At 64.2% G+C, this 12384-nt stretch carries 13 protein-coding genes, 1 pseudogene and 1 riboswitch; of the genes and pseudogenes, 5 read left to right on the top strand and 9 right to left on the bottom strand.

Features of this window, described 5'->3' with window-relative positions:
- Positions 1–31 precede the first annotated feature (31 nt).
- The 3 genes from CW360_RS05885 to CW360_RS05875 form a co-directional block, all read right to left on the bottom strand.
- Positions 32–607, bottom strand: coding sequence for a TMEM165/GDT1 family protein (locus CW360_RS05885; protein ID WP_093986036.1), 576 nt, complete (start codon positions 605–607; stop codon positions 32–34).
- Between the two features lie 86 nt (positions 608–693).
- Positions 694–820: riboswitch (yybP-ykoY riboswitch) on the bottom strand.
- Positions 821–852: 32 nt separating this feature from the next.
- Positions 853–1854: a methyltransferase gene (locus CW360_RS05880; protein ID WP_101193064.1), complete on the bottom strand. Its 1002-nt coding sequence runs from the start codon at positions 1852–1854 to the stop codon at positions 853–855.
- Between the two features lie 28 nt (positions 1855–1882).
- Entirely contained in the window at positions 1883–2848 is a 966-nt protein-coding gene (locus CW360_RS05875) for a 2-hydroxyacid dehydrogenase (protein WP_093986038.1), read from the bottom strand.
- A gap of 75 nt (positions 2849–2923) precedes the next feature.
- Here CW360_RS05875 and CW360_RS05870 point away from each other — a divergent pair, with 75 nt between their 5' ends.
- On the top strand, positions 2924–3544 hold the full coding sequence (locus tag CW360_RS05870; protein WP_093986039.1) for a LysE family transporter: 621 nt from the start codon (positions 2924–2926) through the stop codon (positions 3542–3544).
- 63 nt (positions 3545–3607) lie between these two features.
- Here the strand turns inward: CW360_RS05870 and CW360_RS05865 are convergent, their stop codons facing one another.
- Entirely contained in the window at positions 3608–4366 is a 759-nt protein-coding gene (locus tag CW360_RS05865; protein WP_093986055.1) for an SDR family oxidoreductase, read from the bottom strand.
- 241 nt (positions 4367–4607) lie between these two features.
- Here CW360_RS05865 and CW360_RS05860 point away from each other — a divergent pair, with 241 nt between their 5' ends.
- From CW360_RS05860 to CW360_RS05845, 4 genes are all read left to right on the top strand, one after another.
- Entirely contained in the window at positions 4608–5066 is a 459-nt protein-coding gene (locus CW360_RS05860; RefSeq protein ID WP_093986040.1) for an FxsA family protein, read from the top strand.
- Between the two features lie 188 nt (positions 5067–5254).
- On the top strand, positions 5255–5548 hold the full coding sequence (locus CW360_RS05855) for a co-chaperone GroES (RefSeq protein ID WP_093986041.1): 294 nt from the start codon (positions 5255–5257) through the stop codon (positions 5546–5548).
- Between the two features lie 53 nt (positions 5549–5601).
- Entirely contained in the window at positions 5602–7242 is a 1641-nt protein-coding gene (gene groL, locus CW360_RS05850) for a chaperonin GroEL (protein ID WP_093986042.1), read from the top strand.
- Between the two features lie 171 nt (positions 7243–7413).
- Entirely contained in the window at positions 7414–8223 is an 810-nt protein-coding gene (locus CW360_RS05845) for a TlpA family protein disulfide reductase (protein WP_101193063.1), read from the top strand.
- Between the two features lie 28 nt (positions 8224–8251).
- Here the strand turns inward: CW360_RS05845 and CW360_RS17045 are convergent.
- From CW360_RS17045 to CW360_RS05820, 5 genes and pseudogenes are all read right to left on the bottom strand, one after another.
- Positions 8252–8389: pseudogene (locus CW360_RS17045) on the bottom strand (NADPH-dependent FMN reductase); the annotation flags it as partial.
- Between the two features lie 12 nt (positions 8390–8401).
- Positions 8402–9040, bottom strand: a complete 639-nt coding sequence (locus CW360_RS05835; protein WP_101193062.1) for a peroxiredoxin — start codon at positions 9038–9040, stop codon at positions 8402–8404.
- Between the two features lie 51 nt (positions 9041–9091).
- Positions 9092–10441 carry an OprD family porin gene (locus tag CW360_RS05830; protein ID WP_101193061.1) on the bottom strand — a complete coding sequence of 450 codons (1350 nt, stop codon included), beginning with the start codon at positions 10439–10441 and terminating at the stop codon, positions 9092–9094.
- A 431-nt stretch (positions 10442–10872) separates the two neighbouring features.
- On the bottom strand, positions 10873–11169 hold the full coding sequence (locus CW360_RS05825) for a hypothetical protein (RefSeq protein ID WP_170307363.1): 297 nt from the start codon (positions 11167–11169) through the stop codon (positions 10873–10875).
- 187 nt (positions 11170–11356) lie between these two features.
- The gene (locus CW360_RS05820; RefSeq protein WP_245874677.1) at positions 11357–12253 is read right to left on the bottom strand and encodes a sigma 54-interacting transcriptional regulator; all 897 of its coding nucleotides are present in this window, start codon (positions 12251–12253) and stop codon (positions 11357–11359) included.
- Positions 12254–12384 lie beyond the last annotated feature (131 nt).

Genomic DNA, 12384 nt, shown 5'->3' with positions numbered 1-12384 from the left:
CAATCCTGTCACGCTACGCCTGTGATCTGCATCAACCCAGTTGCCAGGCCTGCCAACCGGCGTACATTGCCAGTCCGGCGAAGGCGCAGGCAGCCAGGCGGCGAATCAGCGCCAGGGGCAGGCGTTCGGCCGCAAAGTTGCCGGCCAGCACTACCGGTACGTTGGCCAACAGCATGCCGAGTGTCGTGCCCAGTACCACCAGGACGAAGTGCGGGTACTGGGCAGCCAGCATCACCGTGGCGACCTGGGTCTTGTCGCCCATTTCGGCGAGGAAGAACGCCACCAGCGTGGTCAGGAACGGGCCGTAGCGGTTGAGTGCCGGGCTGTCCTCGTCATCCAGTTTGTCCGGGATCAGTGTCCACAGCGCCACGGCGGCGAAGCAGGCAGCCAGCACCCAGGCCAGGGTGGCGGCACTGAACAGGCTGGCTACCCAGTTGCCCAGGGCGCCGGCGGCAAAGTGGTTGGCCAGGGTGGCGACCACGATGCCCCAGATGATCGGCCAGGGCTGGCGAAAGCGCGCGGCGAGCAGCAGGGCCAGCAACTGGGTCTTGTCGCCGATTTCCGCGAGGGCAACGATGGCAGTGGGGATCAACAGGGATTCGAGCATGGGATTTTCCAGGGGCGGGTGACAATCGGCTATGACACGTCGCATCCGCCCGCCCCGGGCCGGATGTGCGTGTCATAGGTCTTGTCAAACCCGTGCGGGCCATTGCGGCACGGTGTCGCCTGCGCCATGGCCGGTTGGCCAAGTATGTTGACGCAGGCCCTGCAGCGGGCACCTGTGCCGTGCTGCGGGAGACTACTCCCCTAGGACGGCGGCGATTGTGCCGCAGTGCGGGCGGCCAGGCAAGTTCAAGGGCGACAGGCGCGGTAGATGCGGAAGCCGTCGGCCTCGGCGAGCGTCTGGCAGGGCCCCAGGTGGCTCTCGATCAGCGGCGGATAGCGCAGGAAGCTGTTGGCCACCAGGCGTAGCTCGCCGCCAGGCCGCAAGTGCTGGCGGGCTTCGCGGAGCAGCGTCTCACTGGCCTGGTAATGGGTGTGCACGCCGAGGTGAAAGGGCGGATTGCTGATGATGGCGGCCAGCTCGCGTGGCGCGGCATGAATGCCGTCGCCGGCAATCAGTTCGGCCTGCAGGTTGTTGGCCGCCAGGGTCAGCCGGCTGCTGGCCAGGGCAAAGGCGTCGACGTCGAGCAGCGTCACCCGGCTGTCGGGATAGCGCCGTTTCAGGCAGGCGCCGAGAATCCCCGCGCCACAGCCGAAGTCCAGCAGATGTCCAGCGGGCAGCTGGTGCAGGTGCTCCAGCAGCAGAGCCGTACCACGGTCCAGACGCCCGTGACTGAACACACCGGGCAGGCTGATCACCTGCAGCGGTGCGCCGTCGATATCCAGGGTAAACGGCTCGGCCAGGTCGTCGAGTACCGGCATGGCTGGTGCCTGGGTAATCTCGACCAGCCACAACTGGCAGTGCCGGGCACTGTCCGGCTTGCGCGGTTGGCCGTAGGCGAGCAGGCGCTTGCCGATGCGTTCGATGCCGCCGCGCTTTTCACCGACGACCAGCAGTTGCCCGCCATGTGGCAGGCTGGCCGCCAGGCAGTCGAGCAGGTAGTCGGCCAGGTCGCGCGCCTTGGGCAGGAACAGGACTGCGCTCTGCCAGGTCATGGCCGGAGGCGTGGTGGCGAAGCTGCAGCGGCCTGGGTAGTGCTGCTCCAGCCACTGCTGTTGTCCGGCATGCCAGCTCCAGCCGTGGGCCTGCGCGAGTTGCCCGAGCAGTTCGTCGGCAGGCAGCCCGGCCAGCAGCAGCGGGCCTTGCAGGTAGTCAACCTGGCGCAGCAGTACTTCACTTCGCGGATCCATGGGGCCTCCTGAAAAGCCGCGCAGTTTATCAGTTGATCAGCCGGCAAGGCTGACCCTGCTGCCAGGCCAGGGCATTTTCCTGCAGCTGGGTGACGATGCGCTGGCGTGCCTCACGGCTGCCCCAGGCATTGTGCGGGGTGATGATCAGCCGCGGGATATCACCGGCCAGCAGTGGGTTGCCCTGGCGGGGCGGTTCCTCGCTGAGCACGTCGCAAGCGGCGCCGCCGAGATGACCGCGGCGCAGCGCGTCGGCCAGCGCCTGTTCGTCGATCAGTCCGCCGCGGGCGGTGTTGATCAGCAGAGCCCCCGGCTTGAGGCGGGCCAGTTCGGCGGCACCGAGCAGATGGCGGGTCTGGGCGGTTAGCGGGCAATGCAGGCTCAGCGCGTCGACCTGCGGCAGCAGCCGTTCCAGCGGCAGGTGGCGGGGGCTGGCCGGACGACCGGGCAACTGCCCAAGCAGTACGCGCATGCCCAGCGCCTCGGCCAGGCGCGCCATGGCCTGGCCCAGTTCGCCGTAGCCGAGGATGCCCAGGGTCTTGCCGGCCAGTTCGACCATGGGGTAATCGAGCAGGCAGAACTGTTCGGCGCGCTGCCAGGCGCCGTCGGCCACCGCACGCTGGTAGTCGGGCAGGCGTGCCGCCAGGGCAAGCAGCAGCATCAGGCTGTGCTGGGCCACCGAGGCGGTGCCGTAGCCCTGGCAATTGCACACGGCAATGCCGCGTGCCCGTGCGGCGGCCAGGTCGACATTGTTGCTGCCGGTGGCCGCCAGGAGGATCAGACGCAGCTGCGGGCAGGCCGCCATGATGGCCTCATCCACCACCACCTTGTTGATGATGGCCACCTGGGCACCCTGCAGGCGGGTAATGACCTGTGCCGGGCTGCTCTGCGGATACAGGTCGAGACGCTGAAAGGCCTGCTGCAGCGGCGTGATATCGAGATCGCCGCGATCCAGCGAAGCGTGGTCGAGAAAGACCGCCTGCAGGCTGTTTTGCATGGACTGTACCTTTGCGCATCGGATAGGAGGGCATACAGTAGCCGCTCATTGTGTGGCGGGTCAGGAGTCGGATGCATGTATTGGACAGAATTTGCCACCGTGGCCTTGGTGCATCTGCTGGCGGTGGCCAGTCCCGGGCCGGACTTTGCGGTGGTGGTGCGTGAAAGCGTGGCTCACGGGCGGCGCGCCGGAACCCTGTGCGCGCTGGGCGTGGGTTGCGGCATCTTCGTGCATGTTGGCTATTCGCTGTTGGGGATTGGTCTGCTGGTCGCCCAGTCGGTGTGGCTGTTCAATGTGCTCAAGTGGCTGGCGGCCGGCTATCTGATCTATATCGGCTACAAGGCGCTGCGCGCCCGTCCGGCGGCCTTGCCGGAGATGCCCCAGTCCGCCGGGCGTTCCGCGCGTGGGGCGTTTGTCGCCGGGCTGGTGACCAATGGTCTGAACCCCAAGGCCACGTTGTTTTTTCTCTCGCTGTTCACGGTGGTGATCAACCCGCAGACGCCGCTGTCGGTGCAGGCTGGCTATGGGCTGTACCTGGCGTTAGCCACGGCCTTGTGGTTCTGTCTGGTGGCGGGCCTGTTTGGCCAGGCTCGGGTGCGCGCCGGTTTTGCCCGGCTGGGGCACTGGTTCGACCGGCTGATGGGCGGCGTGCTGATTGCCCTGGGGCTGCGCCTGGCGGTCAGTGAACTGCGCTGAGTGCTGGCCTTAACGCACAAGCCCGCCGGATCGGCGGGCTTGTGCTGGCGGGGCAGGGCGCGGTTACAGACGCAGGCCGCCATCCAGTTCCAGTACGCGACCGGTGTAGTAGTCGTTTTCCAGAATGTAGGCCACCGAGTGGGCGATCTCGGCCGGCTTGCCCATGCGGCGCAGCGGGATGCCAGCGGTCATTTTTTCCAGGGCTTCCGGCTTCATGCTGCCGGTCATCTCGGTTTCGATGAAGCCCGGAGCCACACCGGCGACGCGGATACCGTAGCGTGCCAGCTCCTTGGCCCAGACCACGGTGTCGGCCGCTACGCCGGCCTTGGCCGCGGAGTAGTTGGCCTGGCCCATGTTGCCGGCGCGGGAGATCGAGGAAATGTTGATGATCGCGCCGGTGTTCTTGAGTTCGATCATCTTCGCCGCCACTTCGCGGGTGCAGAGGAACACGCCGGTCAGGTTGACGTCGATCACCGACTGCCACTGGGCCAGGCTCATCTTGCTGATTTCACCGTCCTTGACCTTGATGGTCAGGCCGTCGCGCAGGATACCGGCGTTATTGACCAGGCCGTGGATGGCGCCGAAGTCGGCAGCAACCTGGGCAACCATGTGGGTCACCTGCTCTTCGTTGGCGACGTTGCACAGGTAGGCACGGGCATCACCACCGGCGGCCTTGCAGGCAGCCACGGCTTCGTCCAGTTTTTCCTGGTTGAGGTCGACCAGCGCCAGTTTGGCACCCTTAGCCGCCAGGTATTCCCCCATGGCGCGCCCCAGACCCTGGCAGCCGCCGGTGATGATGATGACTTTGTCTTGCAGTTGCATGTGGTAATCCCCCGAGTACAGCATTGGTTTCAGCCTTGTCGGTGTCCGCTGGAGCGGCTTCTGGGCAAGGCACGGGCTAGGTGAGCGTCAGGTGCGCAAGCATGCCCGAGAAATGCCCTTGACGGAATCCCGTAGTGTTCCTGCGGTTGTTGGTGCCGCGTGATGCCGGCTGTCGGTTGCTTGCTTGATATTGGCCAGTCGCGCCCTCATGTAATGCGCAGACCACAAGGGAACATTCTCGATGCGAAGTGCGCTGTTCATGTTGTTGCTGCTGCCGGTGCTGGAACTGGCGCTGTTGATTCAGGTGGGCAGTGCCATTGGCGTATTGCCGACCCTCGGTTTGATTATCCTCAGCGCCGTGCTGGGCATCCTGTTGTTGCGGGTAGCCGGTCTGGCCACGGCCTGGCGTGCCCGCGAGCGCCTGGCACGTGGTGAGTTGCCGGAGCGGGAAATGTTCGATGGCCTGTTGCTGGCGCTGGGCGGACTGCTCCTGCTGTTGCCGGGTTTCATCAGTGACCTCTTCGGGCTGCTCTGCGTGCTGCCATTTAGCCGCCATCTGCTACTGGGCCGCTTGCAGCGTCAGCAACAGGAACAGGCGGCCCGGCAGCGTGCCTTCGCCGATGACCTGGCCGGCGCGCGGGATGCTTCGGCGCAGCGTCCGCAGGTCATCGAGGGCGAATACCAGCGCCGCGATTCGTGATTTTTTTCTGCCGGGCCCTTGAAATGTATTTCCCCGCCCGCATCTAGCTGTCACCGCCAGGTGGCTGATCACCTGGCAAGGTTGATTCCGGCGATGGGTGTAGCCCGTCGCCACCGGCAGCGCCGGTATTTACTAACCCGCCGATGCACGCATCGGCCGTAGCAACAACCTCCAAGGAGAGATCGACAATGAAGCTTCGTCCTCTGCATGACCGCGTCGTAATCCGTCGCAGCGAAGAAGAGACCAAAACCGCTGGCGGCATCGTGCTGCCGGGCTCGGCTGCCGAGAAGCCGAACCAGGGTGAAGTCGTCGCCGTCGGTACCGGCAAAGTCCTGGACAACGGCGAAGTCCGCCCGCTGGCCGTGAAGGTCGGTGACAAAGTGGTGTTCGGCCCGTACAGCGGCAGCAACACCATCAAGGTTGATGGCGAAGACCTGCTGGTCATGGGCGAGAGCGAGATCCTCGCTGTCCTGGAAGCCTAAGCGCCTTCCCACTCCGTTTGCTGATTTAACGAATTCCACAGAGGTTCAAGAACATGGCTGCTAAAGAAGTCAAATTCGGCGATTCCGCTCGCAAGAAAATGCTGGTTGGCGTGAACATCCTGGCTGACGCCGTCAAAGCCACCCTCGGCCCGAAAGGCCGTAACGTGGTACTGGACAAGAGCTTCGGTGCTCCGACCATCACCAAGGACGGGGTGTCCGTGGCCAAGGAAATCGAACTGAAAGACAAGTTCGAGAACATGGGCGCCCAGTTGGTGAAAGACGTTGCCTCCAAGGCCAACGACGCCGCCGGTGACGGCACCACCACCGCCACCGTACTGGCCCAGGCCATCGTCAACGAAGGCCTGAAGTCGGTCGCTGCCGGCATGAACCCGATGGACCTGAAGCGCGGCATCGACAAGGCCACCGCGGCCATCGTCGCGCAGATCAAGGAACTGGCCAAGCCGTGCGCCGACACCAAGGCCATCGCCCAGGTTGGTACCATTTCCGCCAACTCCGACGAATCCATCGGCAACATCATTGCCGAAGCCATGGAGAAGGTTGGCAAGGAAGGCGTGATCACCGTTGAAGAAGGCTCGGGCCTGGAAAACGAACTGTCCGTCGTCGAAGGCATGCAGTTCGACCGTGGCTACCTGTCGCCGTACTTCATCAACAAGCCGGACACCATGGTGGCCGAGCTGGAAGGCCCGCTGCTGCTGCTGGTCGACAAGAAGATCTCCAACATCCGCGAACTGCTGCCGGTGCTGGAAGCTGTTGCCAAGTCTGGCCGTCCGCTGCTGATCGTCGCTGAAGACGTGGAAGGCGAAGCGCTGGCTACCCTGGTGGTCAACAACATGCGCGGCATCGTCAAGGTCGCTGCCGTCAAGGCACCGGGCTTCGGCGACCGTCGCAAGGCCATGCTGCAGGACATCGCCATCCTCACCGGCGGTACCGTGATCTCCGAAGAAGTCGGCCTGTCGCTGGAAAGCGCCACCCTGGAGCACCTGGGTAACGCCAAGCGCGTCGTGCTGAACAAGGACAACACCACCATCATCGACGGTGCCGGCGCTCAGGCTGACATCGAAGCCCGCGTTGCACAGATCCGTAAGCAGGTTGAAGAAACCACTTCGGATTACGACAAGGAAAAACTGCAAGAGCGTCTGGCCAAGCTGGCCGGTGGTGTTGCGGTGATCAAGGTCGGCGCTGCCACAGAAGTCGAGATGAAAGAGAAGAAAGCCCGCGTTGAAGACGCCCTGCACGCTACCCGCGCAGCCGTCGAAGAAGGCGTGGTGCCTGGCGGTGGTGTGGCCCTGGTGCGCGCCCTGCAGGCTATCGAAGGCCTGAAAGGCGACAACGAAGACCAGAACGTCGGTATCGCGCTGCTGCGTCGTGCCGTCGAGGCCCCGCTGCGCCAGATCGTCTCCAACGCCGGCGGCGAGCCGAGCGTAGTGGTCGACAAGGTCAAGCAGGGTTCGGGTAACTACGGCTTCAACGCCGCCACCGATACCTATGGCGATATGATCGAGATGGGCATCCTCGACCCGGCCAAGGTCACCCGTACTGCGCTGCAGGCGGCGGCTTCCATCGGTTCGCTGATGATCACCACCGAAGCCATGGTTGCCGACATTCCGGAAGACAAGGCCGCTCCGGCCATGCCGGACATGGGCGGCATGGGTGGCATGGGCGGCATGATGTAATTCGCCCCACCCGTACCGGGCCGTCCAGGCCCGGTAACGCAATACCCGACACCCCGCGCAGGTTGCCTGCGCGGGGTGTTTTCATTGCGGCTCATGTGTTGCAACAACGCATGGCTGTGCGTCAGCTAGCAGCAGGCGTTAAGGTGCCTCAGGGCTGTCGTGGAGGAGCGCATGTTGACCCTCAATCTCGGGCCGTTGGCGCTGGGCCTGGCTCATCTGTGTCTGTTGGCCAGCCTGCTGCTGGCGAGTCTGGTTGGTGCGTGGCTGGGGCGTAAACGGGGTGGCAATCCCGAGGCGCAGCTTTTCCTGCTATTTCTCTTGGCGCTGCTGGGCGCCCGTCTGGCCTTTGTCCTGGAGTACGCGAGCCTGTACGCGGCGCAGCCCTGGAAAATCATCGACCTGCGTGATGGTGGGTTTACTGCCTGGGCAGGTATCGGCCTGGCCTTGCCCGTAGCAGGGCTAATGGCTTGGCGCACCCCACGCCTGCGTGTGGCCCTGCTGGCCGGACTGGGCGTGGGGCTGCTGAGTTGGGCCGCTGGGCACTGGCTATTGGATAGGCAGGCTGCTGCTCAGTCCTTGCCTGCGCTGACCCTGCAGGACCTGCGTGGTAAGCCGCAGAGACTTGCCAACTACCGGGGGCAGCCCCTGGTGGTCAACCTGTGGGCCAGTTGGTGCCCGCCCTGCCGGCGCGAGATGCCGGTGCTGCAACAGGCGCATATCACGGCGTCGCAGGTGCGTTTTGTGCTGGTCAACCAGGGGGAGTCGCCTGAGGTGGTCAGACGTTTTATCGAGGAGGCCGGCTTGCAGTCACTGCCCGTGCTGTTGGATCCGGCTGGGCAGTTGGGTGGGCAGGTCGGTTCGCGGATGCTGCCGACCACCCTGTTCTACGATAGGCACGGCCAACTACGCGCCAGCCACCTGGGCGAGCTGTCTGCGGCTAGCTTGTCGCACTGGCTGGAGCAGATCGAGGCGTCACCTTGATATCAGGAAACACTTGGCTGTGCTCAGACAGGTCTTCGGCATTGAAGTCACGCACCTGGAAACTGCTGACCTCGACGCCGCCCTGCTGCAGCCAGTGTATGGCGCGCTGCAGCAGGATATGGCTGCGTGACGTCAGGCTCGGGCTGCCGCCCAGGGATACGACCAGCCTCTTCAGTCCTCAGCGGTTGGGCTGCGGGGTCAGGCGCAGGTAGGGTTTGACGGCGCGATAGCCTTTGGGGAAGCGCTGCTTGATCTCGTCTTCATCCTTGAGCGATGGCACGATCACCACCTCATCACCGTCCTGCCAGTTGGCCGGGGTGGCGACCTTGTGGCTGTCGGTCAGCTGCAGCGAATCGATCACCCGCAGGATCTCGTGGAAATTGCGTCCGGTGCTGGCCGGGTAGGTAATGATCAGGCGCACCTTCTTGTGCGGGTCGATGATGAACAGCGAACGCACCGTGAGGGTGTCACTGGCGTTCGGATGGATCAGGTCGTACAGACCGGAAACCTTGCGGTCGGCATCGGCGAGGATCGGGAAGTTGACCTGGGTCTGCTGGGTTTTGTTGATGTCGTCGATCCAGCGCAGGTGCGAATCCACCGGGTCAACCGACAGGGCAATGGCCTTGACGCCGCGCTCGGCGAATTGCTCGTGCAGCTTGGCGGTAAAGCCCAGTTCGGTGGTGCATACCGGGGTGAAGTCGGCCGGGTGGGAGAACAGCACCCCCCAGCTATGGCCCAGCCATTCGTGGAAGCGAATGCGACCGGCACTGGAGTCCTGTTCAAAGTCGGGGGCGATGTCGCCGAGGCGGATGGTCATGCGTGTGCTCCTTGAGTGAGTTGTGCTCTGCTGACGGATAACGCGGTTCTGTCAGAGCAGCGGCAGGCTGTAGCTGACGATCAGGCGGTTCTGGTCGGTATCGCTGGTGGCTTCGCTGCGCAGGCTGGCGTTGCGCCAGGAGAAACCAAGGCCCTTGAGGGCACCTTGCTGCAGGGTGTAGTCCAGGCGGAAGTCGCGCTCCCATTCCTGTTGATCCGCGCCGGCATTCTGGATGTTGTCGCTGTTCAGGTAGGTGACTGTGGCTTTCAGACCGGGCAGGCCGGCGCTGGCGAAGTCATAGCCGTATTCGGCCAGCCAGGTGCGTTGGCCGGCGCGGGCGAAGTTGCTGATCTGCCGGTCGGTGATCAGGTAGGCGGTGGCCCCATCACCCTGGTTGAGGAAGGGAAAGGCGCTGTCGCCGGATACCTGCTGATAACCGGCGCTGAGGGCATGGCCGCTCAGGCTGTAGGTGAACAGCGCACTCCAGGTGCGGTTACCCACTTCACCGGTATGGCTGTCGCCGGCTTTCCAGAAACCGCTGCTGCGGTAGCCTTCGGCGCGACCGGCGGCACTGGCGTTCTTGCCGTCGGCGGCGCTGCTGAAATAGCGCAGGTCGCTTTTCAGTGCGCCTACCGGCAGGACCCAGTTGTGGGTCAGGCCGAGGAAGTGCTGTTTATAGAAGTCATCCAGATTGCCGTAGTAATACTGCGCGGTGAGGTCCTTGGTCAGCTTGTAGTCGCCGCCGGCAAAGTAGAAGGCGTTGCTGTCCGCCTGCTGGCCGTTGACCAGCGCCGCGCCGGCGATGCGCAGGCCGATGTCGTCGCTGGAACTCCGTGTCTTGGTGCTTTCCAGCTGGCCGGCGATCAGGGTCAGGCCGTCAATTTCGTTGGAGGTGATCTGCCCACCCTGGAAGGTCTGCGGCAACAGGCGACCGTCGTTGAAGGTGACCACAGGCAGTTTGGGCTGCAGGGTACCGAGGCGGGCTTCGGTCTTGGACAGGCGGACCTTGCCGGTCACCCCGCCCTTGGCGTAGTTGTCTACCGCGCGGCCATCGCTGTCACGGGGGAACAGGGCGCCTGGTGTACGGTCGCTGCCGGCCTTGCCGTTGCCACCGGAGTCCAGCTGGACGCCGACCAGCGCGATGGCATCCAGGCCAAAGCCCACGGTGCCCTGGGTGAAGCCGGAGCTGTAGTTGAGCTGGAAGGCCTGGCCCCATTCTTCCTGCTGGCCGTTACGCGCGGCATTGCGGCCGACCTCGTCCTGGCTCTCTCGGTTGTCGTTGCTGAAGTAGAAGTTGCGCAGGCTCAGGGTGGCGGTGCTGTCTTCGATAAAGCCGGCAGCGCTGGCCTGGTAGGACAGGGTGGTGAGGCTGATGGCCAGAGCCAGGGTGGACTTGTTCATGCTCGATGCTCCAAATGCAGGTCTGTGCGGTGATATGCACTGCAAAGGGGCTCGAGCCGGTGGCGCGGGGTGCGCCAGCTTCAGCGGTAACAAGGAGCCCCTGTCATGGGCCCGATGCGGTGGTCCGCTGTCGGCTTGAGGGACACTCTAAGTAGTTTTCATAGAGCATAAAAAGAATTTATTTTCACTTTTAAATAACTATTTAGCATATGAGTGAGCAGCCCAGCGCCTCAGCGGCGTTTGCTGATGGCGGTTTTGGCGGGGTGTCTGGCAGGCTGCCTGAGCGGGCCGTGGCTGGCGACTATCCGTGACGGGAGGTGCCGGGCGCGGTGCGTGAACGGCCTGCGCGACAGTCGTCGCGCGGGCTGTCCCGGCAAGCCCGGCTGAGCGGCGAGGGTGCTTGTGAGCGCGGGCTGCGCGCCGCAGGGGCTTCAGCTCTCGATGGGCAGTTCGCCGGGATGCTCGGCAGAATCTATCCGCGGAGCTTCGGCTGGTTGCGCATCCTGCTGCTCAGCGGGCTTGCCCAGCCACTCCTGGGTCGATTGTTGAACCTCGTCGACCTGCTTGTTGAGTTCCTTGAGGGTTTCATCGACGGTTTCGCGGGCTACCTCGCGCACGGCTTGCTCGGCCTGTTCAGCCAGTTTTTGCGCCGATTGCTCGGCGACATCGCAACCCGCCAGACCGGCCAGGAGCAGGCCGAGTACCGCCATGTGCACAGACTTGCGCATAAGGTTCTCCACTGTCGAAGTGAGCGGCCCCTGTGTGGGATGCCGCCTGAATGCTTGCCGCTGCGCTGTTCGGTTCAGCCCTGCGCTGCATGCGCCAATCTAGGCGCGGGTGCATGCCGACTCAATGGCGGAGAGTTTGCAAGCTGTTGCAGCACGGCCGTGCCGCGCTGTGGTCGGCGCAGCGGCGCTAGCCCGCAGGGCAGGATGCCGTGTGCGGTGGCTGGAGGCGCTGCTGCAGCCAGTCCTGCAGCGCCAGCAGGTGCGCCTGACTGGCGGACTGCTGGCACTGCTCCAGGTGGTAGAGCAGGCTGGGCAGATGGCTGATGGGCGCGCTCAGCTTGAGGTGCGCCGGCAGGATGTACTCGCCCTGGCTGACCAGCAGGGCAAAGTGAATGACATTTTCCAGCTCGCGGGTATTGCCGGGCCAGTAGTAGGCCTCCAGGTGCTGCTGGGCACTTTCGCTGATCAATGGCAGCGGCAGTTTGAGGCGCTGCGCGTAGAGGCCGAGGAAGTACTCGGCCATTGGCAGGATATCGCCAACCCGCTCGCGCAGTGGCGGCAGGGGCAGGCGCGCCTTGCTCAGGTAGTGGTAGAGGGACTCGTTGAACTTGCCGGCGGCTACCGCCTGAGTCAGATCAATGCTGGTGGCGGCCAGTAAACGCAGCTGCACGCGGGTTGGCTGATGGGCGCCCACCCGGGTGATTTCCCCGCTCTGCAGGGCGGCCAGCAGATCGGCCTGCAAGGGCAGCGGCAAATCGCCGATTTCATCCAGATAGAGCGTGCCGCCGTTGGCCGAACCAAACCAGCCGGCACGGCTACCGAGGCTGCCAGGATAGGCTCCGGCGGCATAGCCGAACAGTTCGGCGCGGGCATGTTGCGAGCTCAGGCCGCTGCAGTTGAGGGTAACAAACAGCCCGTTGCGCTCGCTGAGCCGGTGGATATGCCGGGCCAGCAGTTCCTTGCCGGTGCCGGTTTCCCCTTCGATGAGGATCGGCCCGCAGTCGCCGGCCAGTTGTTCGACCTGCTCGAGCAGTTGCCGTGAGCGCGGATCAATGAACACCAGTGCCTTGGCACGAATGCTCAATGGGCTTTTTAGGGGCTGCCATCCATGGCGCCCCCCCTGCGGGCCGTCGCTGTGCGACGTTAAAAATGATTCCTGATCATTTTTTTCTGCCTCGGGAAAACTCAACAGGGCAGGGGCAGGGGCAGGGGCAG

It is taken from the genome of Pseudomonas fluvialis, from assembly GCF_002835605.1.
Taxonomy (GTDB): domain Bacteria; phylum Pseudomonadota; class Gammaproteobacteria; order Pseudomonadales; family Pseudomonadaceae; genus Aquipseudomonas; species Aquipseudomonas fluvialis.
Note: the sequence above shows the minus strand (reverse complement) of the source record. Positions and strands in the feature narration are given on the sequence as shown.

Coding starts and splice junctions, on each gene's coding strand:
- CW360_RS05885 (WP_093986036.1), bottom strand. CDS start 607: ATGCTCGAATCCCTGTTGATCCCCACTGCCATCGTTGCCCTCGCGGAA.
- CW360_RS05880 (WP_101193064.1), bottom strand. CDS start 1,854: ATGGATCCGCGAAGTGAAGTACTGCTGCGCCAGGTTGACTACCTGCAA.
- CW360_RS05875 (WP_093986038.1), bottom strand. CDS start 2,848: ATGCAAAACAGCCTGCAGGCGGTCTTTCTCGACCACGCTTCGCTGGAT.
- CW360_RS05870 (WP_093986039.1), top strand. CDS start 2,924: ATGTATTGGACAGAATTTGCCACCGTGGCCTTGGTGCATCTGCTGGCG.
- CW360_RS05865 (WP_093986055.1), bottom strand. CDS start 4,366: ATGCAACTGCAAGACAAAGTCATCATCATCACCGGCGGCTGCCAGGGT.
- CW360_RS05860 (WP_093986040.1), top strand. CDS start 4,608: ATGCGAAGTGCGCTGTTCATGTTGTTGCTGCTGCCGGTGCTGGAACTG.
- CW360_RS05855 (WP_093986041.1), top strand. CDS start 5,255: ATGAAGCTTCGTCCTCTGCATGACCGCGTCGTAATCCGTCGCAGCGAA.
- groL (WP_093986042.1), top strand. CDS start 5,602: ATGGCTGCTAAAGAAGTCAAATTCGGCGATTCCGCTCGCAAGAAAATG.
- CW360_RS05845 (WP_101193063.1), top strand. CDS start 7,414: ATGTTGACCCTCAATCTCGGGCCGTTGGCGCTGGGCCTGGCTCATCTG.
- CW360_RS05835 (WP_101193062.1), bottom strand. CDS start 9,040: ATGACCATCCGCCTCGGCGACATCGCCCCCGACTTTGAACAGGACTCC.
- CW360_RS05830 (WP_101193061.1), bottom strand. CDS start 10,441: ATGAACAAGTCCACCCTGGCTCTGGCCATCAGCCTCACCACCCTGTCC.
- CW360_RS05825 (WP_170307363.1), bottom strand. CDS start 11,169: ATGCGCAAGTCTGTGCACATGGCGGTACTCGGCCTGCTCCTGGCCGGT.